Origin of the sequence: Chitinophaga sp. 22308 (assembly GCF_052045305.1) — a bacterium.
Classification (GTDB): domain Bacteria; phylum Bacteroidota; class Bacteroidia; order Chitinophagales; family Chitinophagaceae; genus Chitinophaga; species Chitinophaga varians_A.
Window position 1 is genome coordinate 1,095,647 of sequence record NZ_JBQEOP010000001.1, and the last position, 22,680, is coordinate 1,118,326.

A 22,680-nucleotide genomic window follows, 5' to 3' on the forward strand; every position below is an offset into this window, starting at 1 on the left:
ATTCTATTTTAGAGGTGCTTATATTTTAGTTGTGGCTTTTTTGTTGTGGAAATCCCAGCTTCGCTAAGTTGGCTGTTATTGGTGCTGCCGCATAAGGCTGAAAAAAAATCCATATTATTAAATGTTAAGCGTTAGTAACTGTTTTGCCTTGTATTGTTAACCATTCTTTCATTCCTCCTGAAAAGTTTTTTACGTTTTCAAAACCGTTTTTAACCAGGATAGAATAAGCAACGGCGGACCGGTCGCCTGCCTGGCAATGAATAATCACCTGTTTGTCTTTGGCGATTTTCTCCAGGTTGTCCGGCAATGTCCCGGCAAAAATATTATCGGCGCCTGTTATGTGCCCTGCTTCATATTCTGATACTCCCCTGACATCTACTATCTGTACATTTTCCTGTCCCATGAAGGTTTTAAATTCTTCCGAAGAAATGACGTTGGCTGTCCGGAGTTCAATACCTAAATCGTTTATATCCGAAATATAGCCATAGAGGTTGTCCAGGCCTACGCGCATCAGTTTGCGGGTTAAATCTTCCATCTGGCTGTCATCGGCAATCAAAATAAACTGCTCCTCATAGTTCAACAGCCAGCCGCACCAGGTGGAAAAAGAGTTGTTGCCCTGGATGTTCAGGCTGCCGGGAATAAAGCCTTGGGCGAAATCCGCCTTGTTGCGGGTATCGATCACTTTGATACCTTTTTCATAAGCAGACATAAACTGCTCTTTGGTTAGCTTCGGATGCTTCGGAACTTCTGTCAGCAATGGCCGCTTTACCTTGTTCAGATGCTTCATCATGGCAAAATATTTTGGTGGCTCGGGTTGGTCGGCTAACAGGTAATCGGTGAATCCTTTTTCATCTTCTTCATACCGGAATGCCCAATTGCGGATTTTTTCATATCCTACGGTAGAGCTATGTACCGCTCCCAACGCCTTTCCACAAGCTGAACCAGCCCCGTGTGCCGACCATACCTGGACGTGTTCAGGCAGCGCAGCAAACTTTTTTAATGAACGGAACATTTGTCTTGCTCCGGCTTCTTTTGTTCCGATAAGTCCGGCAGCTTTTTCCAACAAATCAGGACGGCCAATATCGCCTACAAATACAAAATCGCCTGTGAAAACCATGACGGGCTTGTCCGTGGCAGGATGGTCGGTCAGTAAAAAGCTGATGCTTTCGGGCGTGTGGCCGGGTGTATGCATAACCTCCAGGGTTAAGTTGCCTACCCTGATCATATCACCGTCTTTCAGTCCCTGGTGCGGAAACTGATATTGCCAGTCTTCGCCGCCCTCGTCAGAAAGGTACATTGCCGCTCCGGTTACTGTGGCCAGTTCTCTGGAACCACAAAGGAAATCCGCGTGTATGTGGGTTTCGGTAACGTGTGTAATACGAAGGTTATTCTGTTTTGCAATATCGAGATATACATCTATATCCCTTTGGGCATCTATGACGATTGCCTCCCCCGTAGCCTGGCAACCTACTACATAGCTGCCCTGTGCCAAACTCTTATCATAAACGTGTTGAAAAAACATAGCGGTTTATTTTTTGTCGTTATTGTTCTTTTTTCTATACCGCAAATGTCCGTTACTATTTTTCCCTGTACAGTTACATTTGTTACATAAGCGTGATTTTGTTCCTGCCAAGCTGCACCACTCCATTTTCTTCCAGCTGTTTTAATAGCCTGGAAACGACTACCCGGGCGGTACCCAATTCATTGGCTAACTGTTCGTGGGTAAGGCTTAGGGTCTTATTTCCCGTTAGTTCCCGTTTTTTGCGCAGTAAAGACAACAGGCGTTCATCTGTTTTTTTGAAAGTAATGGCATTGACAATTTCTAACAAATCCTCAAAACGTTTGTGGTATAAACGGAAGATGTAATCCAGCCATTGCGGGTATTCTTTGATGAACAAGGATACTTTGTCCATCGGCAGAAAAAGGATTTCAGCATCTTCTTCCACTTCAGCTTTGACTTTACTGGTTTCGTGATGCATACCTCCTAAAAAAGACATTATGCAGCTTTCCCCTGCTTTGATGTAATACAACAGGATTTCCCTGCCGTCTTCTTCCGTTCGGATAACTTTTAATGTTCCTTTGGTAACAATAGGGATAGAACGAATAGAAGCGTTTTCATCCAGGATGATACTTCCGGTTTTGTATTCTTTCCTTATGCCGTTTTCATAAAGTTGCTCTACCAGTTCGGGAGAGGACTTGAATTCTGTTATCTGTTCCAGTGGCTCCATCTGCAAACTTTTTATTTTTAATCTTGCTAACCTGCAAATTTACGCCACCTGTTCCCTGGTTACTGTAACTTTTGTCACACATGGATAATTTGAAGCCGGGCCTGCCGTTGAGTGTCTTTTTTCCGCCAGGACCGGGGTACTTACAGAGATGGCATACCGAATGCTTATAGCAAATGGGAGATTCTGATAGCTGCGCAATTAGAGAATATTGCCTGGGGAAATGTTAGTACGAGATATGGCGTAATGAAAAATATTAAATGGCAATAATGACTGTTAGCTGCTGATAGCCGGTGCCTGCCGTATGTAAGTAGGATGGGTTATCTGATTTAATATAAAATCCGCCATATCTGCACGGGAGGTTGAAAAACCAACAATGCCATGCCCTAAATATCCTGACTTTACGTTGCCGGATTTAGCTTTGTCAGTTAAACCTGCAACTCTTACCAATGTCCAGTCCAAATCGGAGCTCCGTACATTCTCTGCTATTTTACGGATCTCCGAAACCAAATTACGATACTTCCGATTGAACAGTCCCATGAATTTGAACAAGGCTCTTGTAATTGCAAGCAACACTGAAAATTTTTTATCAGGTAGATCCTGGTTGTCCTTTACGTTTGACGTGGAAACAACAATAAGTCGTTTTACATCGAATTTTTTCATAGCCTGAATAATGTGGTTTGTGCCTTCGCTTACATAACCTACTGTTTCTATCACGGCGTCGCTTCCCTGTATGGCTTCTTCAATGGCGGTTTGGTCAAGCATTGTTCCTTTTTTAAGGGTCAGGTTGGGATGATGAATGGTCATTTTAGATGGTGTTCGTGCATAGCCGACTACATTAAATCCCCTGTCTAATGCCTGTTGCACTAATAAGTGTTGCATTCGTCCTGTTACACCGAAAATTGTAATTGTCATCAGATTTCATTTGCCTGCAAAGTTTTGAATTAATAGTATAAATTTGAAACGGATTACCTGATGGTAACTGATTACTGATAGGTAACTATATAGATTATGAAAGTTAAATTAAGGGAAAATATATCGCCGGAACAATGCAACGAAGCTATAATGGCATTGAGGGATAGTATTGAAATTTGGGGAGGAAAATGGAAGTTGATGATTTTACTTTACCTGACTATAAAGGCAGATGGGAAAAATTACTTTATGGAAATGCTTAGAGGAATACCAGGTATTTCAGGTAAAGTGTTGTCTAAAGAGTTAAAGGATTTGGAAATAAACAAACTTGTGGAGCGTATTGTCCATAACACCAAACCCGTTACTGTGGAATATTCCATTACCGACTATGGCAAAACTTTCATTCCTGTGGCCGAACAATTATTACAATGGGGAATGGCTCACCGTAAAGTTATTAAGGCAAAATAGCTGTCATTTTTATTTCGAACTATCCGCATCAATGAGGCAGTGCGCGTAATATATACACTGGACAAGGCTTTTGGCCAAAATAAAACAGGACAAAATGGAACTTTTTCCACTTTGTCCTGTCTGGTCGGGATGACTGCCCGACAGAAGTTACCTGTAATTATATTGTCTATCAATTAGTTAAACTCTTCGTTTCCTTTTGGGCCACAAATGGGACATACTTCTATTAAATCGCTAAGCACTGAACTTTAATATTCCAAAGGTAGTCAAATTGTAGCAACTTGTATTGGCAAATGGCATTTACTTTTAATATAGTCGGTCCTTTAAAGCGCTAATTTTACTCCGTTTACTTTAAGCCTTTGCTCATGCCTACGGTAATTAGGTATTTTCTTATCCAGCTCATTCCAGAATTCGGCAGAATGGTTGAGATGAAGGAAATGAACCATTTCGTGGGTAATGATGTAATCCAATACACCAACAGGTGCCGGTGTAACCAAGAACTAGTTCAAAGTTAATAAAAACTTATAAAGGGAAAAGGAAAATTCCAACCTATCAACATATGGTAAATTGGAACTTTGATTTATAACTTATTATTGAAGAAACCCCAATGGCTGACAAGGTGCTTAACCCTCAATTTCATTACCTGATCCGCTTGCAGCAGATCCTCAAACCGAATATCTATATTTCGGATCTGTATATCAATTTCTTTTAGCAACATAGCTGACGGAACGTTGAAAGCTGTGGGGGAATGAAGTCCATTAGTTACTTCGGGGTACAGCATTAAAATATTGCTGCAGTTTCTCCTTAGCGCATAACTAATCATTTGATACATGTCGTTCTGACTTACTCCAGCTTTTAGCCCATTCTCAGTAGAACGGATTTTATATTTCGTGTCAACAATAAGCTGATTAGGGATGTGCAGATCGTTTTTTATCTGAAAGACCTCTTTGTCTTGATTAAGGGCCAAATATCCTATGCTCTGGCCTCGGATATTCAAAGAAGGCCAATGAGTTGAAAGGAAGCCAAAAATAAAATCTTCAAAAACGTATTCCATAGGCACCAAGAAGCAGAAATTCCTGCTACTCTCGTCATTCGTATCAATCACCTGATTAGAGAGGTATAGTTTGCACAATGCCAATATGTGCTTATGATCTTCAAAAAGCGGATTCAGCTTCACTTTGTCGCAGTCTTTGGCAGTGCAGGGAATATTGGATACATCGTGGAGTAGAAAAAGAAGTGAATTGAGTTTTTCTATATTAGGCTGATGTCTACTAATGGCGGCTAATCTTTTAGTGACGTATTTTACGATCCTGTTGAACAGATTGTCATACACAAATGGCTCATGCATGCAGTGGAAATGTTGCCATTTCCCCGTGATCAAATTGTGTTTAGTGTAGTTGTCGAAGGATAAGCGCCCCTTCAGGAAGGTAGTTTCCTCTTCTACAGTCTGGTAGGCTTGGAGTGGTTGATTGGATATAATTTCCTCTGTATAATTGGCAAAAATATAAATGAGCAATTCCAGGAAATCGTTGGACGCGGACTTCGATATATCGGCCAGAGAAAATGGAAACTTGATCTTGCTGCAATAGCTAAGCCAATAGAGTAAGTTCTGTTGCCATAGTTTTGCAGGTTTCGTATGGTCTCCTGCAAAAATCTTCGGATATACTTCCATACGAATATCTTCATACTGAACTACGCCAACATAATTTCTTGCAGCGATTTTTCCGTCTACGGTAAAATTAAAAAAACGCTGTCTTTGTATCTTTTCCTCCTGTTGCTCTTCTTCTGGGATTTCTTCGGGCGACTCGATATAGCGATTCCTGTTTTGCCAGACACTTGAAAGGTAGTTGACAAAATTATTTAATTTATCTTTGTGCGCTTCAAAAGAAGTGTTTTGCCATTCGGATAGTCTCACTCTGCTACAATTTGATAATTATTTTTGATGCCTGGTTGCTGAATGCCAATTCCTGATTTGTTCAGTATATGTTTTACACTTTCTGCATTGTTCTGGAAATATTCGTTCAACAACGGAATGATCTTGTTATTGAAGATATTAGTCTTATCTGATTCCTCTTTATTAATGAAGAAGGCGTGCCCGATAAAGAAATCAGCGTTTCTTTTCTTCTCATAAATGGCATCATTTAAAGTTTGTAAAACAGAACTCCACCATGCTCCTTCATGATACTCGGGATAAAGGGCTTTGAACTCAAAACGTCTCCTAAGTGCTATATCCAACAGTGCTATAGAACGGTCGGCAGTGTTCATAGTGCCGATAACGTATAAGTTGGATGGTACGCTAAACATTTCATGTGAATATGGAAGTTTGATCCACATCTCTGTCAATTTTCCATCTTCATTAGTAACCCCCGTTCGTTTATCCTCTTCCAATAGTGTAATCAATTCACCAAATACAGCAGAAATATTAGCTCTGTTTATTTCATCAATGAATAAGGCGAATTGTTTAGCAGGATTGTTCCGGGCTTTTTCAAATTTTTCAATTCTGTTATCAGGTGTGTCATTATGGCAGGCTTCAAATGATTCATAGCCTGCTAATTTGAGTGCTTCTAAACAACTGTTGTAGAAAATTCCCTTTTTTAATTCAAATTGCAAATCGCCAGATAGTTCCTCTACTTCCTCATTTTTGAGCATGGGCTTTATTCCTTCTATAAAATCTTCATAACTATATTTCTGATGAAAGGTGATGAAATGATAGCGCAATTTATCAGCTACATTTTGAGTTGGCTGTTGCTCTGGGTGTACCACAATGTCCATTAGTTCCTGGCTGATATCAGCTAATACTTCATTCTTGTTTGGCATGATGCCCCAGCGGCTATCTTTGTCTTTTTGAAATAATTCGAAGGATCCTTTGTATTTCGCATTCAACTCTGTAGAGTTGCTGTCTGCATAAGATTGCAATATTCTCCAAATGGTACTTCGGGGAGCTCTGGCTTCAGGGTTCAATTTGGCTTTTACTACAGGGTTACTCAACAGTTCAGAAACAGACACAGGTTTATTCAGTGTACTCATGACAGCAGCGAGTATTTGCCAAAAAGGATAGGCGTTTACATTTTCTCTAAGTACTTCGTCACTGCTCTTTGTAATTCCTTTATCTGTAAAGAAGTCTTCTTTGTATCTATTCAGATTATATGTCTTGCCAGTACCGGGAGGGCCATACAGAATAGTATTGATACATAAGCCAATGTGGATGTTCATAGTTTTAATGCTTTTATTAGTAAAACGATTGTTCCAGATTGCTATCGCTCTATTTTTAATTTCCGGTAAGTGTACATAACAACGGCCTTGTTGTAAATTGTACGAAAACCTTTCTTCTTTTGATAATTCATACCATTCTGCAGATGCGTATTTTACCCATTCTTCATAGTCGATTTTGTATTTATTGAAATCTGCCGCTAACGCTAAATTAGAAGTAACAGGTTGAGGGTATTTCAAAATCCTGGCTAATGCAAAAACAGTCTGACCTTGGGTGACTAATATCAAATCATTAGGTTGATACAATAGATCATCGGCGCAAATTGCAATCTTTCGCTCGCGGATCATTTTATAAAAACTTGGCGCCCCCTTGCCCCAATTGCATCCCAGCTTAATGACCGTGTTTGTTAAACGATTGGTTGTATTGCCTGCATTGTCTTGCTCTTTTGGCTGTATCTCAAACCCAAATTTTTCCAGGTACTTATTGGTAGGTTCTCCACCGCTGTTAGGCCAATCCATTGTTTTGTTTGCCATCAAATTGGCATAACGCATAATCTCTTTGGGCGGATAGGCTTTACCATTAATCACTACATCAAATTTGGTGGATGGCTGCAGTGTAATGTTTTCCCGTTCTATTTTATCAACGGCGGCTAAAACGTGTTCCCTGGTGATTTTGTCTATACTCATGTCAGTTTACAATCTTGGGTTAGTAGGATTATTGCCATTATGTTGTTTCCATATTTTGTCAAAAATAAATTCGAGGTACTGACGCTTGAAGTCGGCGTCGTCAGTAAATTTTTTGTAGAGATCGGTGTAGGTGAATATAATGTCCTGCATGAGGTCTTCTACTTTTTTATCGGATGTAATTTTGGCATTCTGCTTATCGGAGTTGATGACAGCGGTTACGGTATCCTCGTCTTTTTCAAAATCTGCAGGCAGTTGCTGAAATAAAAAGCTTTTGACCTTATCGTCGTCTGTCCAGTTGTCAATGCCAAAACGGTTGTTAAATTCTCGTACAATCGTTTCCAGCTCATCAAATGCATTGTCTCCTTTCTTTCCTTTTACAATGGCTGGTGTCGGGTCTATTTCTTCTCCTCCATCCAGGCGTATATTTTCTGTGGTTGTTTTGCTGAGTCGGTAGCTGTCCAGGTCTATCGCTTCCAATATTCCTTTGGCAAGATCGTCATGCTCCGCGGGTTTTATTTTGGGTATCAAAAATTTCAGGAACCAATATAGCCGCTCCCAGTATGTGTTGCTGAATGACAGGATCTTGGAAAGGAAAGCGTAGGTTCTGTAGAATGATCTTGCCTTTACATAGAAGCCAATTTGTGCATCTACATGCAACTCACTGCGAAACTGCGCTACGCAGGCATCAATAATGGGATCTAATGTTGTTCGGTCTGTGCTGGTTATATACAGGTCAGTAAAGTTAATCACATCGTCTGTGGCATATACTTGTGCATTGTCCAATGCGTCCTGTAGATCGTTTAGCTTATTGGCGTCAGTTTCTTCGCTCAATATAGTGGTGGTGTAAAACGGCTCGAAGGCTTCTCTGATATCGTCTGTGCTGTTAAAAAAGTCTAGCACAAAAGTATCTTCTTTGTCAGGCTTGTAGGCTCTATTGAGGCGTGACAGCGTTTGTACAGCCTGTACGTCTGCTAGCTTTTTATCTACATACATGGTATGCAGCAAGGGCTGGTCGAAGCCTGTTTGGAACTTATTGGCTACAATAAGGAAGCGGTATTCATTTTTCTTAAAGGTATTTGGTATATCGCCGCTGGCAAATCCGTTAAGTTTAGCTTCGTCATATTCTACTCCGTCAATGGTGCGCTTGCCGGAGAAAGCTACGATGGCTTTGTAAGGCGAATGTATTTCGCGAAGGTATTCGTTGAAGGAATGGAAGTATTGAATGGCGTTATTGATGGAGCGGGTTACCACCATTGCTTTGGCTTTGCCTCTGATCTGTTTCCTGACGTCGGTATGGAAGTGATCGATCATTACTTTGGCTTTTTCACGAATGGAGAAGGGGTGGTTCTCTACGTAAGCTCTTAATTTTTTCTGTGCCTGGTGTGTTTCAAACTCGGGGTTTTCTTCTACAGCTTTATGCAGTTTGTAATAGCTTTGATAGGTGGTGTAGTTTTTCAGCACATCGAGAATAAATTCTTCTTCGATGGCCTGCTTCATGGAATAGAGGTGAAAGGGATAAAATTTCCCTGGTTCGCCCGGGGTGTCATCGGGCTGTATTCCTTTGCGGCCAAAGGTTTCGAGTGTTTTGTTTTTGGGTGTGGCAGTAAAGGCGAAGTAGCTGGCGTTTTTCAGCATTTTGCGTTGCTGCATTTGCTCATGAATGATGTCTTCGGTATCCTGTGGTTCGGGATCAGATTTAGTGTCTTCATTGCCGTAAGGCTCTGCCCGATCACTCAGTACCCAATTCATTTTGGAAGCGGTTTCGCCGCTCTGGCTACTGTGTGCCTCGTCTATGATGATGGCAAATTTCTTTGCGGCCAGTTCGCCGATCTCGTCCATCACATGAGGGAATTTCTGCACAGTGGTAATGATGATCTTTTTGCCATCTTCCAATGCTCTTTTGAGTTGCTTGCTGCCTTTGTCTATAGCTTCTACTACTTTTGCTACTTGCGCAAATTGTTTGACGTTGTCGCGTATTTGCTTATCCAGCATTTTACGGTCGGTAACCATAATGATACTGTCAAAAACAGGCTGAGTATTGGTGCTGTCGTGCAGGCTTACCAGTTGGTGTGCGAGCCAGGTAATGGAGTTGGATTTGCCGGAACCTGCGGAGTGCTGTACGAGGTAGCGTTGTCCAATATCTTTTGCTTTGGCATCTGCTAGTAGCTTTTGCACCACTTGTAGCTGGTGATAGCGGGGAAAAATGAGCTTACGTTTTATCTTTCCGGTGTCCTCATCTTTTTCTTCTATTACTTGCGCATAGTGCTCTAGGATATGACTAAGGCAGCGTTTGGGTAATATTTCTTTCCACAGATAATCGCTTTTGAGTCCATGCGGATTTACGGGATTACCTGCACCATGATCTACGCCTTTGTTAAACGGCAGGAAGAAGGTGCTCTGCCCGCCCAATGCGGTGGTCATATATACAAGATCGGGATCTACAGCAAAATGTACCATGCAACGCCCGAAGATAAATAAAGGTTCTTTGGGGTCGCGGTCTTGCTGGTATTGTTTGATGGCATGTTTTACATTCTGCCCTGTCCAGGGGTTTTTAAGTTCTAGTGTACTAACGGGCAATCCGTTGATAAAGAGCACCATGTCCAGCGAATTGCCGTTGCTGAGGCTGTAGCGCAATTGCCGAGTGACAGAAAATATATTGGATTCGTATTGTTGTACTGCTTTGGTATTGAGTGCGGATGCGGGATTTTTATAGTACAGCCACACCTGCAAGTCTTGGTCTTTAATGCCTTTGCGCAATACATCTATAATTCCGCGTTGTTTAATTTGCTCTGCAAGCCGCTTCAGAAATTTTTCTTCACCGCGTTTTTGAATGGTGGACCATGCTTCGGGCTGGGTGGTATTGATAAATTCAGCCAACAGCTTTTTATCCACGCACAACTCCCGATCGTAGTCGGTGGGATAGGATATGCGATAACCACCGTCTGTTGACAGTGCTTTTTCAATGATGATCTCAAGACCTTTTTCTGATGTATCGCTGCTCATAGTTTATACAACTTTTATCTTGCCCGTTACTACTTCGGCAATCAGGCTTTGTTTGAGTTCTTTTACTTTTTGGATTTCGGTTTGTATGCGTTGGATAGTGGTATCTATTCTATCAGTTTCAAATTTAATTCTACATAGTACCTCATTCTGCTTTTGAATAGAAGGAATAACAGCCAGATAGTTTTTTACAAATTCAACAGGCACACGCTTTTGCCCAGCAGAGCCTTCCATGAAATACTCTCCAAGAGACAAAAATGCTTCACTATGTAATATCCACCACAAATATTCTGGATTAACCTTTTTTGTATAAGCCCTTACTGTGTGAAATTCGGTGCTTCCAAAACCATAAGGAGTAAGCAGATTTGAAAGTAATGCGCCTTTGCCATTTTCAAAACAAGGCGTAATTTTCGCAATAATAATGTCTCCTTTTTCAAAAAAGGTAAATCCATTTTTTAACTCAAGTGTGGGTTTCAGAATACTACAATCTATTTTCCCATTTTCTGAGACTTTTTCCATTGGCAAGAATACTACGTTATCGCTGTCGTCAATTTTCAGAGTTGATGACGACTTAGTAGGATTGACTTTCCCGACAAACTTGACGCGAATAGTAGGATAAATATCTTCACCTTCATTCAATATCTCATTAATAAAAGCTTTCTTCTGCTCTTTCAGCAATGCTATCAATCGCTCTTTTTTCTCAATAAAACGATTGATCTGCTCTGTTTTTGCATCAAGGTAATTGGCGATGGCGGCTTGTTCTTCAAAAGGAGGGAGGGGAACTTTTTCCTTTTTAATTTCATTATAATCTGAGGATTGCCTTACGCCACCGCCCAACGAATAGAAGTGCTTTTTGATATCTGCATAATGAAGTATGTAATAATAATATTTGCTACTTACTTTCTCTGGGATCAATCCTGTATATGCAGAGGTTATAATACCTCTTTCTCTTACGTATCCAACTCGAAAGCTTTTTTTATCATTTTGAAGATCAGTTAGACGTAAAATAATATGTCCAGGCTCGATAATTTGATACGTTTCAAAAGATTCAGGTATCAAGCCATAGTTTTCGGTTTTTTGTTTCCGAATTATATTCCCATAACTAAGCGAAAGAACATTGGTTTCAACCATACCCTTATTCTTCACCTTATTATCTTTAAAAATTAGGTTCAATCCGATTAGGTCCCAGTGCTCCGGTATTTCGGTTAGCCAGGGAATAGATGTTGGTTTGTATGTTGGGTAAGTTTTTTGCATAATTATATCGGATCGGCAGCGTTGTGTGGATTACGGTTAATGGGTTGGTAGCCATTGGCTGGATCAAAGCAGTTGGTGGCAGTACCTTTAATCATTGCATTATCCGTTAATTTTTCTATCACTAGAGGTTCATTGAGAAACTCTTCATACCAAAGGCTAAAAAAGCCGCAATCGGCAGCCCTCCTGGCAATGTCTTCTGCTACAACAATAGCATTGTAGGTAGGTGACGCTATTGCCATATTATAAATTAACCTAGCTGAACGGACTGAAAGCATTGCTGCTTTTCTCTTTAAGCTTCTGATATCAACAACTTTAGGTCTTTCATCTATCTTGTTCAGAGCGAGCAATTCAATGGTGTTATTTGCCTTTTGCAGTTGGTGTGCGTTCAAGCCCGGTCTTGCTTGTACTATAGCATGATCAAGCTCGATACTTTGAACTATTAAAAAAGGAAGATGTGTATTATGCTCTTCAGGCAAGTAGTACGTATTGGCATCAACAGGCGTATTGTCTTTTGCATTATTACACGGCCCGCAGGCTAGAAGCATATTATCCCAGTCTAAAGCTGCCCCAGCAACAACACCTGCAGGCGGTGCCTTGGGTACTACATGCTCTACCTGTAAGCTATGACTTAATGGCTGATTACAATACACGCAATAATACCCAATACGGTCAATAAGGTGTTTGCGCCAGTCGCCGTAGTCTGTAACAACAATTGCATTACCTGCTGCATCTATTGGAGTGTTTCCTTTGTTTAATGGTCTCATTTTCCTTTTGCAATTTTTTGTAATTGAAGAAATGCTCTTACGGCAGGATCAGCAATATCTTGTATTTCCTGCTCCACCACTTCAATAGGCTTGTCAGTATCTAGATCTTCCATAATCTGTTTACTTTGCTCGTAAAGTGCTTCGTTCGCTTCGGAATAGGGACTTGGTACACCCATCACCTCTGTTGCAATAGTATCAATTTTGAGCTTGTCAGGAGCAACGTCCATTATCTTATCCAGATTCCATATTTCATCACTCTTCAATGACTGCACTATAAACGGCGAATGTGTAGTTGCTACAAACTGGATTTTGGGAAATGCTCTTTTTAAATCATCTACAATCCGGCGTTGCCAGTTGGGATGCAGGTGCATGTCAAGTTCATCTATAAGTACAATGCCCGGCGTTTTTTCAACTGCCTCTTCTTTTAAATGCGGATTAAGTTGAATGCACCGATAGGCTAAATCGCCGGCAATGGCTATTATGTTTCTAAAGCCATCACTCAGCTGGCTAAATTTGAGTTTCTCTTTTGTGCCTGCATCCGTAGTAAAAATGCCCGTGAGTTCATTCTCCTTATTATCAAAGGCTACATCCTGCCAACGGTCATCAGGTATTAGCTGTGTAATTGTTCTTTTAAATGCCGTAAGATGTGCCATGTCAAGTGGCTGTTCAAATTTTTTAACAGAATCTTCCTGTGTCTTAAACCATTGCAGAAATTCTTTTGGTGAGGCTTTGGCAGAAAGTGCATAAGCATAAGCCATTTTGACACCCTCTTCCTGCTTTTGATAATTTAGTTTTTCGTGTATTGCCCATAACCTACCCGTGCCATAAAAAGCGAAAAGAGGAAAAACAACTCTGGACCCATCGCGACTGGCTTTAAGCAAGGACTCTGCAAATGTCCTGATGTTTTTGGCATCTTTACTGGTAGTATTGTTTTTTATGTTCTCCCGTTTCCATTTCATCTCAGGTTTAATAGCATAATCTTTCCATAAGACCATTTCCTCTTGTTCTGGTCGCCATTCTGCTTCAATTACAACGGGTTTTTGTGGTCTTGGCTGTCCGTCGATCGTTTTCATTCTTACTTCATTTTTCTGTATAGCACGGGAATCGATGCCATCGATACCTAGAAAAAAGCTACCCATTGCTATCGACATTGCCTGAAGCATCGCAGTTTTTCCCTTAGCATTGTCTCCAATAAAAACCGTGAACTGAGGATTGAGCGAGAATGATTCATCTTCAAATCCTTTAAAATTTTTTATGTTGAGTTTATCTATTCGCATACTATGAAATTATTTCGTTGAGCAAACCTTCTGTCTCTTTTTCCAATTGCATAATCTCTTCGGTTATCTCTGCCACGCTGCGCAAGGGTTGGTATTGATAAAATATTTTGGTGAAGGATATTTCGTAACCCTTCACTGTTTTGTCATGGTCTATCCAGGCATCGGGTACAAAGGGCAATACTTCTTTTTCAAAATAGGCCTGTATGTTTTGTTTTACAGGTATATTTTCGTAATCTCTCAATTCGGTGTCTGCTTCATATACAGTAGTGCCGCGTTCTTGTTTCTTTATTACAGGCATGGCGGTTTCATCTTTTTGGGAAATAGCCTCCAGGAAGGTTTTCCGCTCTTTGGGTTTCCATTTTATTGCCAGTTTTTTTAATGCTTCATCCAGCGCTGGTGATAGTTCATTATAGTCCTGCTGAATTTTTTTTCCAAACTTTTTTTGGAGTGCCGCCATTACGGGCATAAATAGTTCTTTATTGTCAAGTCCAGCCAGTCGTTCCTCTGTCAACTGCCAGGAAAGACGCAACGGACGGTCAACGGTGATGTTCCAATAGGCAAAGTCATCATTATCAAATATACGGCTGATAGGTGTTTCTTTACAATCTGTAAATACACGGGTAATTTCCTGGATGTGCGCTTCGCTTAATTCGTTGGATTTGCTGCCCAGTCCTTTTCGCATTTTACGAAAGATGCCTGATGCGTCTATCAACTGCACTTTGCCTTTGCGATTTTTTATTTTTTTATTACTCAGCACCCATATATAAGTAGCGATGCCAGTGTTGTAAAACATGTCGTTCGGCAACTGAATAATGGCCTCGAGCAGGTCGTTTTCGATGATGTATTTTCTCATTTCACTTTCGCCACTGCCTGCATCTCCTGTAAACAAGGATGAGCCGTTGTGAACGGAAGCTATGCGGCTGCCGATCTCGCTATCTGTTTTCATCTTTGATACCATGTTCATAAGGAAGAGCAGTTGCCCATCGCTTACTCTGGGCACGCCCACGGCAAAACGCTGATCGAGTATTTCTTTGGTCTTAAGATCTATGATGCTTTCCTGGTCTATCTTCCATGTTTTGCCGTAAGGAGGATTGGATAGCATAAAATCGAACTTCAGCTTGGGAAATCCATCATTGGATAAGGTGGATCCGAAGGCAATTTTCTCAGGGTCTTCTTCCTTGATAAGCATATCCGCTTTGCAAATGGCAAATGTTTCGGGGTTCACTTCCTGGCCATACAAGTGAAAGGTGGCTTTGGGATTTATTTCCAGAGCAAAATGTTCTGCTTCCGTGAGCATACCACCACTACCACAAGCAGGGTCATAGATAAGGTAAGTGCCTTCTTTAATTTTATCTTTTATCGGATCAAAGATAAGATGCGTCATCAGCTTAATGATCTCACGAGGCGTAAAGTGTTCTCCCGCTTCTTCATTGTTTTCTTCATTAAACTTGCGGATCAGTTCTTCAAACACGTAGCCCATACCGAGGTTGCTCAATCCTGCATGAATAATGTTGCCCTCTTTGTCCTTTACAGGAACAGGGCTTAAATTGATTTGTGCAGAGCAGAATTTTTCGATTAAAGGGAAGGTTATATTTCCTTCTTCCAATGTGTCTAACTGGTTGCGTAGTTTAAACTTGCTGATTATGTCCTGTACATCGGAACTAAAACCATCCAAATAGTTTTCAAGATTTCGACGGATGTTAGCTGGATCATTGAGCAATTTTTTGAAGGTATATGGAGATGTATTGTAGAACACATAGCCTGATACCTTACACAATTGGGGTGATTGGTTATCGATCTTCAGTTTATTCAATTGCTCATGCATGGAAATCACTTTGTCCTTGGTTGTTTCCAACAAGGCATCCAATCTGCGCAGTACGGTAAAGGGCAAAATGATATCGCGGTATTTGCCGCGGGTATATACATCGCGGAGTACGTCATCGGCAATGCTCCATATAAAGTTTACGATCTGGTTATGCTGTGTATGATTCACTTGTTCTTTTTTATTTTTTTTGATACTGTTTTTAAAGCTTCACTAGCCAGCTTTTCATCTTTTAATACGTCCATTACCTGGTCTGCCAGCCAAAGTGTTAATAGTTCGGCTTCATTAGCTTTCAGGATTAGAGCGAGGTGAATGGCTACTTCTTTTTTTGCGATTCGTTCGCCACGTTCTATTTTGCTGTATAGTGGTGTGTCTATATCGAGTAATGCAGCTACCTGTCGCTGTAGAAGTCCCCGTGTTTCCCGTAGCTCTCTTACCCGCAACCCAAATTGAGTGTCCATGAACTGTGTTTTGACTTGTCAAATTTTGGTAAATATAGGAATAATACTAAATTTATTTAGATTTTTCATCATGAGAGATGCAACTGGTTTGGAGTAGCTTGTACTTAAAATATTGAACCTTATCTTTCCCTGGAAACCATGACAGTAGAGGATGTAAAATAAAAGGAATGATTAGTTACTTTCACTCAGACAGAGTTGAAGAAGGGAAAAATGGTTAAACTTACTCAGTTAAAACCCAGTAATGTGACTCAGTTTTTTACTTGGTAAAACTAGAAAAAGAATCCTCAGACGGAATTACTATAAAAAAATAGCTCGCTGGATTTCAGCGAGCTATTGTCGGGATGACTGGATTCGAACCAGCGGCCTCTTCGTCCCGAACGAAGCGCGCTACCGGGCTGCGCTACATCCCGTTTTTGCTCGGGGCCACAAAGTAAACACGATTTTTCCTAAAATCCAACTTTTTTTGACTCAAACAGGCAGATGGCCGTTTACAGGGGTTGCTGGCGCACGACGGCCTGTTGTCTTTCGGCAATGGCCGGTAGAATACCATCTCCCTTTTTTACCATAAAATAATTGGTGCCGGCGACCTTATACCGGTTTACCTGTTTCATCCCGGAGGCCTCCTGGTAGGTATACAGGATATCGTATTTATCGGTCAGCAATGTTTCGAATTGTTCCTGGCGGATGCTGGTATGGGGATAGCTGACCAGCTTCTCCCGGAAACCGGAACCTACTTTCCCATGGCCATGGTGACTTAATTTGGAAGTCTGGATAGAGATAATATCAAAGGGCTCCAGGGAAAGGCTTTGCCGGTTGAAGATCATAAAATCGGCGTCCCGTGCCTTTAGGGCCAGGAGTGTCTGACCGGGGGATGCTGTATATTGATACGCTCCGGAAGTAAACACAATATCGGCAGGTGGTACGTCTTCCAGGGAGCTGACAAAACGAAGCTCGGCCGTCTGAAAGGGTTTCATGGCGGCTGTCATACCCGGTGTTTCTACAATGGTCCATAGTAAACGCACAAACGAAGGGAGCGTTTTTCTGAGATGGTAGTAGTATTTACCTTCTCCGCCGCCGTAATCTATGATGCTGACCTGTTTACCGGGAGAAACCAACAGCACCTGGTAGACGGCCGACAGCAGTGCCATAATACCAGGGTTCACATCGGGCACTGTGATGGTGGTCATCTCCGTTTCAAGGCCGGCTCCTTTGTTGGCGACGGTGTCAATAATATCATTATCATGGTAGGCGGCAGAATGACAGGCTTTGAGTGCCTCGTCGTAAGTGGCATAAGTCCGCTCCGGCAATAGCTTATAATGCCTGGCGGTGTAAGTTAACAGCTTCAGTACTTGCATGGTCACATGACTTTGCGGTAATTTATGCAAATGCTGTACAGACGTCCTGAAAAAAAATATATCACGATAAACTGACTATTCCCCGATTTCTCTGAAATGCCCCGGAGCCGCGCCGGTGAAGTGTTTAAGCTCCTTGATAAGATAATTTTGATCATAGTATCCATGATCCGGTTGGAGGGTGCGTAAAGGCCACTAGAGGGCCGCTTGCCCGATGAAATAAATCGTACCTTGCCGGTATGAAAATGAGCCAATACCTACGGCAGGGGAAATCCGAGAACTACCAGGACGCGGAAGAGAAAGGTCTGCTGAAGGCGGGTGACGTGGCGCGCCTGCTGACGAAGAAGTTCAAAGAGAAAATATCGGCTGCGGAACTGACGCCTTTTGCTTCGGAATGGCATCATGCCGGCGTGTTTAAATCAGGTAACGCCCTTAAGGGAAAACGTATCTACTTCTTTTCTCCGGCAGCCGTTGAAAAGATAACGCTGGAGCAGGTGCTGGCCCGCCGTCAACAACCGGTGAAGGATACACGCGCGGTGAAAGGATGGTACCCGCAATATTTTCGTATGACCGACCCCGTGAGCCGGCGTACCTACAACAAACGTTTTGTAGGCATCTACGAAGGACCGGCACACAAAGCGCCAAAAGGCTTTCAATCGCTGCCGGAAGAGGCATTTAAAAAAGCGGTGCAGCAAAAAGGGAAAGAGCTGAAAGCAGGGGAAAGCCCCGTTTTTTAAAGCAGTATCTCTGTTTTTATCCGATGATAGCCTGCGGTAAAAACAACAGGCGGCGCATAACGCTCCACCCTGTCAAGGATTTCAAGGAATGGCTCTTTCCTGAAAAACTCGCGGTCCAGCCGCAATTTACGGTCTCCGTAACGGATAATCAGCTGCACTTCCCGGTATCGCCCTACACGCTTCAGATCTACGTCGGTAATATCGGTCCATTGAAAATGGTGCGGCCGGACCCCGCCCGTATATGACACTTCCTGTGGGCTGAGCGTCAGTTTTAACCTGGGATAGGCATACATGGACCACGCCAGGAAAAAGAATGCAAGGCTCATAAAAATGAGACTGTCTCTTTTGTGCTGGGAGAACTCGATGTAACCAATGAAAACGTCCATACATACCATGAATACGGCGCCTGCGTAGCAAAGGTTACGATACCAATTGGGGAGGGTAAAGGTTTCCTGCATATAACGAATGTATTACTTTCGCGGCTGCTTTGTCGTTTTGCGTGAAAAAACGTATATTAAATATCGAAATACTCCATGGTATGAAAAGCTTGCCAACACTCCCGCTGGTCGCAGATCAGCCCCGCTTCAGCCTACTGGACCCTGTTCGGAACAGGATTGAACTGATCGTTTTCTGCAGTGTTTTCAGTTTTTGCTTCATGTATATTTTCCTGCCCTTTAATATCAATATGTGGTATGAAGGGCAACATCTGCACCTGGTGGTGTTCTTCGGCATATTCACCGGTTGCGGCATACTGGGGCTTACGGTTTCACAATTTCTGCTGGCAGGCTGGAAAATCCGCCGCAGGCTCACCAACGCCACCTACCTGTTTTGGCTGCTGGGCGAAATCGTACTGGTGGCATCTATCGTGACCATGGTGGACGTACTGCTGACCGATACTTTTTTCTTCACCTGGAGCGAATTTATCAACACCCTTCGATATACTGCGCTCATCATGCCCCTGCCTTATATGATCTCCCTGCTCTGGTTTTTCTCCCGGGAGAAATATAAGCAGTTGAAATCACTGGAAAACAGGGTGTCACAAATACCCGTGCTACCTGCCCCGGTAGCGGACATGCCAGCGCCACTGCCGGCGCCCGTGCTGGACAGCTGCCTGCAAATCAAAGATGAACAGGGAAAGACCGTCTTGTCAGTACATCCTGCCAAATTGCTGATGATCAAAGCGGAAGATAATTATGTGCAGGTGTTCTATCGCAACGGTGCTGCCATCAGCAAAGAACTGGTGAGGGTGCCCCTCAAAAAAATGGAATTGCAACTGACGGCCAACGGCTTCGCCCGCGCCCACCGGTCCTATCTGGTAAATCTCTCTAAAGTGGTACTTTTTAAGAAAAATTCAAAAGGGTGTTTGTTACATATCGAAGGCATGGAAGATACCCCCGTTCCCGTGTCTGGTACTTACCTGCCGGTGTTTCAGTCAGCCTTCGGCTGATGAACGACAGCATACCTGGTGCTCGTCCCGCTGTCATCACCCAATATCAAAATACCGAAATGGCAAAATGACCAACAGCCTGTCCCTCAATAGTCACCAAATACCAAATTGGCAAAATAACCAGCAGCCCGTCCCTCAATTGTCGCTCAGTACTAAAATCTCAAAATACCAAAATTCGTAAATCCAATTTTCGCCCCATATGTGCCTGATTTCACCCCAAACCCGCCGCCGTGGGCACGTTGCCACGGGTGTTTTTGGTAATATCGCCTTTGTCAACCTGTCTAAATTCCACCCTGATGTTCAAAGTCTTATTATCAACCATTATTTGTCTGATGGGCTTTATCCATCTGTCGCAGGCCCAGATCACGGTCTCGGGCAATGTGCGCAATGCGGACACCAAAGAGGTGGTCCCCGCCGTATCAGTGACCATGAAAGAAGCGCCTAACGGCGACTATACCAATGATCAGGGCAACTTCCGCTTTTCTGTAAAAAAACAGTATCCCGTTACCCTGGTTTTTTCATCCCTTGGATTTGAAACCAAAGAGGTGACCGTCAGTAGTGCCGGCCCACTGAAAATAGAGCTCACCCCCGTGTCTGTGCTCGGCCGGGAAGTGGTGGTCTCCGCCAGCCGCTTTACACAAAAGAAGATTGAATCCCCCGTCACTATCGAACGGATCAGCACCAAAGAAATCATCAACTCCCCACAGCCCAGTTATTTTAATATGATACAGGGCCTCAAAGGGGTGGACGTCACCACTTCCAGCCTCACCTTCACCACCATCACTACACGCGGTTTTAATACCAGCGGCAACACCAATTTCACCCAGATCGTTGACGGGATGGACAATCAGGCCCCCGGCCTCAACTTCCCCCTTGGCACCGCTATCGGCCTTACAGAACTGGACGTGGACAACCTCGAAGTGCTCTCCGGCGCCTCTTCTGCCCTCTATGGCTCCCGCGGCCTCAACGGCACCCTCGTCATGACCGGCAAAGACCCGTTCAAATACCAGGGTCTCAGCGCCCAGATCACCCAGGGTGTGAACCATGTCAGCAAAGGCAAGTCCAATGATCCGTTTGGGCCATCGCCTTATTATGACTGGACCGTCCGCTGGGCCAAAAAAGTGAGCGACAAATTCGCGTTTAAGATCAATGTGCAGTATATCCAGGCCAAAGAATGGATGGCCACTGATACCACCAATACCAACGGCCCCGGCGGCCCGCTAACCGACCCCAAATACAACGGGGTGAATATGTATGGCAGTAAAACCATGGTGGACATCAACCCGTTCCTGCAGGCGGCGCTGCAACAGACGCCGGAACTGGGGCCTGTCATCAACCCGCTGCTGCAAAACGGCAGCAACTATGTGGCCCGTACCGGTTACCCGGAATACGGATACCTGAGCAACGATGCCAAATTATTAAAGGCCAACGTGGAACTGCGGTACAAAATCCGGCCCCGGCTGGAAGCGATCATCTCCGGCACCTTCGGTAAAGGCAATGCGGTGTACAGCAACGATACCCGTTACGCCCTCACCAACTTCGAACTGGGCCAGTACCGTGCGGAACTGAAAGCGGAACACTGGTTCCTCAGAGGCTATACCACCCGCGAAAACTCCGGTAACACCATCATCGCCAGTCCTACCGCACAACTGATCAATGAAGCCTGGAAACCCAGCTTCAACCCGGCTACCGGCGACGGCTGGTACCCACAATACACCGGCGCGCTGCTGGAAGCCATGGCCGGTGGTAAAAGTTACCTCGATGCAAGCAACATCGCCCGGGCTTTTGCAGACCAGGGCCGCCCGGACGCGTCCAGCCCCCTGTTCCAACACCTGAAAGACAGCATTGCGTCCCTGCCCACTTCCAAAGGAGGCACGCTGTTCCTCGATAAAAGCAAACTGTATAACGTAGAGGCACAGTATAATTTCACCCACCTCGTGAAATTCGCGGAACTCATTGCCGGCCTCAACTACCGCCTGTACCGCCTCGACTCCAAAGGCACCCTGTTCCCCGATAATGACGGTCCTATCGATGTGGCGGAATACAGCGCCTACGTCCATGCCACCAAAAAAGTGCTGAAAGATAAACTGAGCCTGAGCGCCGCTTTCCGGTATGATAAAAACACCCTCTTTGAAAAACCGCGTATCACCACCAGGGCATCGGCAGTAGGAGAGGTCAACCGCGAAAGCTTTATCCGTTTCTCCTACCAGAACGCCTACAGCTTCCCGTCCAACATCCAGGCGCTGCAAAGCACACCGGTAGATTACAACAGCTTCGCCTCCGGCGGCTCTTCCCGGCTGCTCAACGGCGTATACCAGTTCGACCGCTATCCGGCCTATACCCTGGAAAGCGTCACCAAATACCAGCAAAGCAACAATCCGGCTGACCTGCAAAAGTTCGCCCTCAGCGATATCAAGCCACAGTCCGTAGATGCGTTCGAGTTAGGTTATTCCTCCCTGATCGCTAAATGTATACTGATAGATGTGCTGGGCTACTACGCCACCTGGAAAAATTTTATCGGTTATGTGAACGTAGCTAATACGCCCGGTACCGATGATCCGGCCGCCTTTAAGGACCACAGCACTTACATGTCCTATAACATTGCCTACAACGGCGCCGAGAAGGTGAACACCTACGGTTATGCCGCCAGCGTAGCCGTGGACATGACACACAACTTTATGGGGAAAGTCAATTTCTCGTCCGACTTCCTCAAAAACAGGAACAACAGCCAGGTCAACAATTTTAATACGCCTAATTATAAGTTCAATATTGATTTTGGCAACACCGGCTTTGGTAACAAGGAACGTTTTGCTTTCAGTACAACTTTCCGTTACCGTCCGGGTTATTTTTATCAGATAGGGTTCGCTGCCGGTAACGTGCCAGCCTCTTCCGTGATAGATGCGCAGATCAGCTACCGGCTGTTGCAGGCGCATTGCAGGATTAAGCTGGGCGGTACCAACATCACCAATGTGTATTACCGCAACGGTTTCGGTAGCCCGGCCATCGGCGCCATGTACTATGTCAGCTTTGCATACAACGTATTTTAATCATTTATAAAAATGGAAAT

Annotated in this window: 18 protein-coding genes and 1 tRNA gene; 4 read left to right on the forward strand and 15 right to left on the reverse strand. The window is 43.5% G+C overall.

The window, feature by feature from the left end; all coding sequences use genetic code 11:
- Nucleotides 1-124: 124 nt before the first annotated feature.
- The 3 genes from ACTJJS_RS04505 to ACTJJS_RS04515 form a co-directional block, all read right to left on the reverse strand.
- The gene (locus ACTJJS_RS04505) at nucleotides 125-1,522 is read right to left on the reverse strand and encodes an MBL fold metallo-hydrolase (RefSeq protein WP_440662601.1); all 1,398 of its coding nucleotides are present in this window, start codon (nucleotides 1,520-1,522) and stop codon (nucleotides 125-127) included.
- Nucleotides 1,523-1,604: 82 nt separating this feature from the next.
- A complete protein-coding gene (locus ACTJJS_RS04510; protein ID WP_440662602.1) occupies nucleotides 1,605-2,228 on the reverse strand; it encodes a Crp/Fnr family transcriptional regulator in 624 nt (207 codons plus the stop codon).
- Nucleotides 2,229-2,501: 273 nt separating this feature from the next.
- Nucleotides 2,502-3,140, reverse strand: coding sequence for an NAD(P)-dependent oxidoreductase (locus ACTJJS_RS04515; protein ID WP_440662603.1), 639 nt, complete (start codon nucleotides 3,138-3,140; stop codon nucleotides 2,502-2,504).
- A gap of 96 nt (nucleotides 3,141-3,236) precedes the next feature.
- Between ACTJJS_RS04515 and ACTJJS_RS04520 the strand changes: the two genes are divergently transcribed.
- Entirely contained in the window at nucleotides 3,237-3,605 is a 369-nt protein-coding gene (locus ACTJJS_RS04520; protein ID WP_440662604.1) for a winged helix-turn-helix transcriptional regulator, read from the forward strand.
- Nucleotides 3,606-3,925: 320 nt separating this feature from the next.
- Here the strand turns inward: ACTJJS_RS04520 and ACTJJS_RS04525 are convergent, their stop codons facing one another.
- The 11 genes from ACTJJS_RS04525 to ACTJJS_RS04575 form a co-directional block, all read right to left on the reverse strand.
- Nucleotides 3,926-4,099, reverse strand: coding sequence for a M48 metallopeptidase family protein (locus tag ACTJJS_RS04525; protein ID WP_440662605.1), 174 nt, complete (start codon nucleotides 4,097-4,099; stop codon nucleotides 3,926-3,928).
- An 83-nt stretch (nucleotides 4,100-4,182) separates the two neighbouring features.
- The gene (locus ACTJJS_RS04530) at nucleotides 4,183-5,517 is read right to left on the reverse strand and encodes an McrC family protein (protein WP_440662606.1); all 1,335 of its coding nucleotides are present in this window, start codon (nucleotides 5,515-5,517) and stop codon (nucleotides 4,183-4,185) included.
- On the reverse strand, nucleotides 5,514-7,499 hold the full coding sequence (locus ACTJJS_RS04535; protein WP_440662607.1) for an McrB family protein: 1,986 nt from the start codon (nucleotides 7,497-7,499) through the stop codon (nucleotides 5,514-5,516). Before ACTJJS_RS04535 ends, ACTJJS_RS04530 begins: the two co-directional genes overlap by 4 nt.
- A 6-nt stretch (nucleotides 7,500-7,505) precedes the next feature.
- Entirely contained in the window at nucleotides 7,506-10,502 is a 2,997-nt protein-coding gene (locus ACTJJS_RS04540; protein WP_440662608.1) for a type I restriction endonuclease subunit R, read from the reverse strand.
- Between the two features lie 3 nt (nucleotides 10,503-10,505).
- Nucleotides 10,506-11,753, reverse strand: a complete 1,248-nt coding sequence (locus ACTJJS_RS04545; protein ID WP_440662609.1) for a restriction endonuclease subunit S — start codon at nucleotides 11,751-11,753, stop codon at nucleotides 10,506-10,508.
- Between the two features lie 2 nt (nucleotides 11,754-11,755).
- Nucleotides 11,756-12,517 carry an HNH endonuclease gene (locus ACTJJS_RS04550; protein WP_440662610.1) on the reverse strand — a complete coding sequence of 254 codons (762 nt, stop codon included), beginning with the start codon at nucleotides 12,515-12,517 and terminating at the stop codon, nucleotides 11,756-11,758.
- Entirely contained in the window at nucleotides 12,514-13,794 is a 1,281-nt protein-coding gene (locus tag ACTJJS_RS04555; RefSeq protein WP_440662611.1) for an AAA family ATPase, read from the reverse strand. The genes ACTJJS_RS04550 and ACTJJS_RS04555 overlap by 4 nt, the downstream gene beginning before the upstream one ends.
- A gap of 1 nt (nucleotide 13,795) precedes the next feature.
- Nucleotides 13,796-15,787 carry a type I restriction-modification system subunit M gene (locus tag ACTJJS_RS04560; RefSeq protein ID WP_440662612.1) on the reverse strand — a complete coding sequence of 664 codons (1,992 nt, stop codon included), beginning with the start codon at nucleotides 15,785-15,787 and terminating at the stop codon, nucleotides 13,796-13,798.
- Nucleotides 15,784-16,077: a helix-turn-helix domain-containing protein gene (locus ACTJJS_RS04565; protein WP_168869044.1), complete on the reverse strand. Its 294-nt coding sequence runs from the start codon at nucleotides 16,075-16,077 to the stop codon at nucleotides 15,784-15,786. Before ACTJJS_RS04565 ends, ACTJJS_RS04560 begins: the two co-directional genes overlap by 4 nt.
- 336 nt (nucleotides 16,078-16,413) lie before the next feature.
- A tRNA-Pro gene (locus ACTJJS_RS04570) sits at nucleotides 16,414-16,487 on the reverse strand.
- A gap of 78 nt (nucleotides 16,488-16,565) precedes the next feature.
- Complete coding sequence (locus tag ACTJJS_RS04575) at nucleotides 16,566-17,432, reverse strand: methyltransferase, TIGR04325 family (protein WP_440662613.1); 867 nt, start codon at nucleotides 17,430-17,432, stop codon at nucleotides 16,566-16,568.
- Between the two features lie 236 nt (nucleotides 17,433-17,668).
- Here ACTJJS_RS04575 and ACTJJS_RS04580 point away from each other — a divergent pair, with 236 nt between their 5' ends.
- Nucleotides 17,669-18,166 (forward strand): hypothetical protein, encoded by a 498-nt coding sequence (locus tag ACTJJS_RS04580; protein WP_440662614.1) that lies wholly within the window; start codon nucleotides 17,669-17,671, stop codon nucleotides 18,164-18,166.
- Here ACTJJS_RS04580 and ACTJJS_RS04585 read toward each other — a convergent pair.
- Nucleotides 18,163-18,624: a hypothetical protein gene (locus ACTJJS_RS04585; RefSeq protein WP_440662615.1), complete on the reverse strand. Its 462-nt coding sequence runs from the start codon at nucleotides 18,622-18,624 to the stop codon at nucleotides 18,163-18,165. The genes ACTJJS_RS04580 and ACTJJS_RS04585 overlap by 4 nt on opposite strands.
- A gap of 80 nt (nucleotides 18,625-18,704) precedes the next feature.
- Here ACTJJS_RS04585 and ACTJJS_RS04590 point away from each other — a divergent pair, with 80 nt between their 5' ends.
- Both ACTJJS_RS04590 and ACTJJS_RS04595 read left to right on the forward strand, forming a co-directional pair.
- Complete coding sequence (locus ACTJJS_RS04590; protein ID WP_440662616.1) at nucleotides 18,705-19,613, forward strand: LytR/AlgR family response regulator transcription factor; 909 nt, start codon at nucleotides 18,705-18,707, stop codon at nucleotides 19,611-19,613.
- Nucleotides 19,614-19,909: 296 nt separating this feature from the next.
- Nucleotides 19,910-22,660 (forward strand): TonB-dependent receptor, encoded by a 2,751-nt coding sequence (locus ACTJJS_RS04595; RefSeq protein WP_440662617.1) that lies wholly within the window; start codon nucleotides 19,910-19,912, stop codon nucleotides 22,658-22,660.
- Nucleotides 22,661-22,680: the final 20 nt, after the last annotated feature.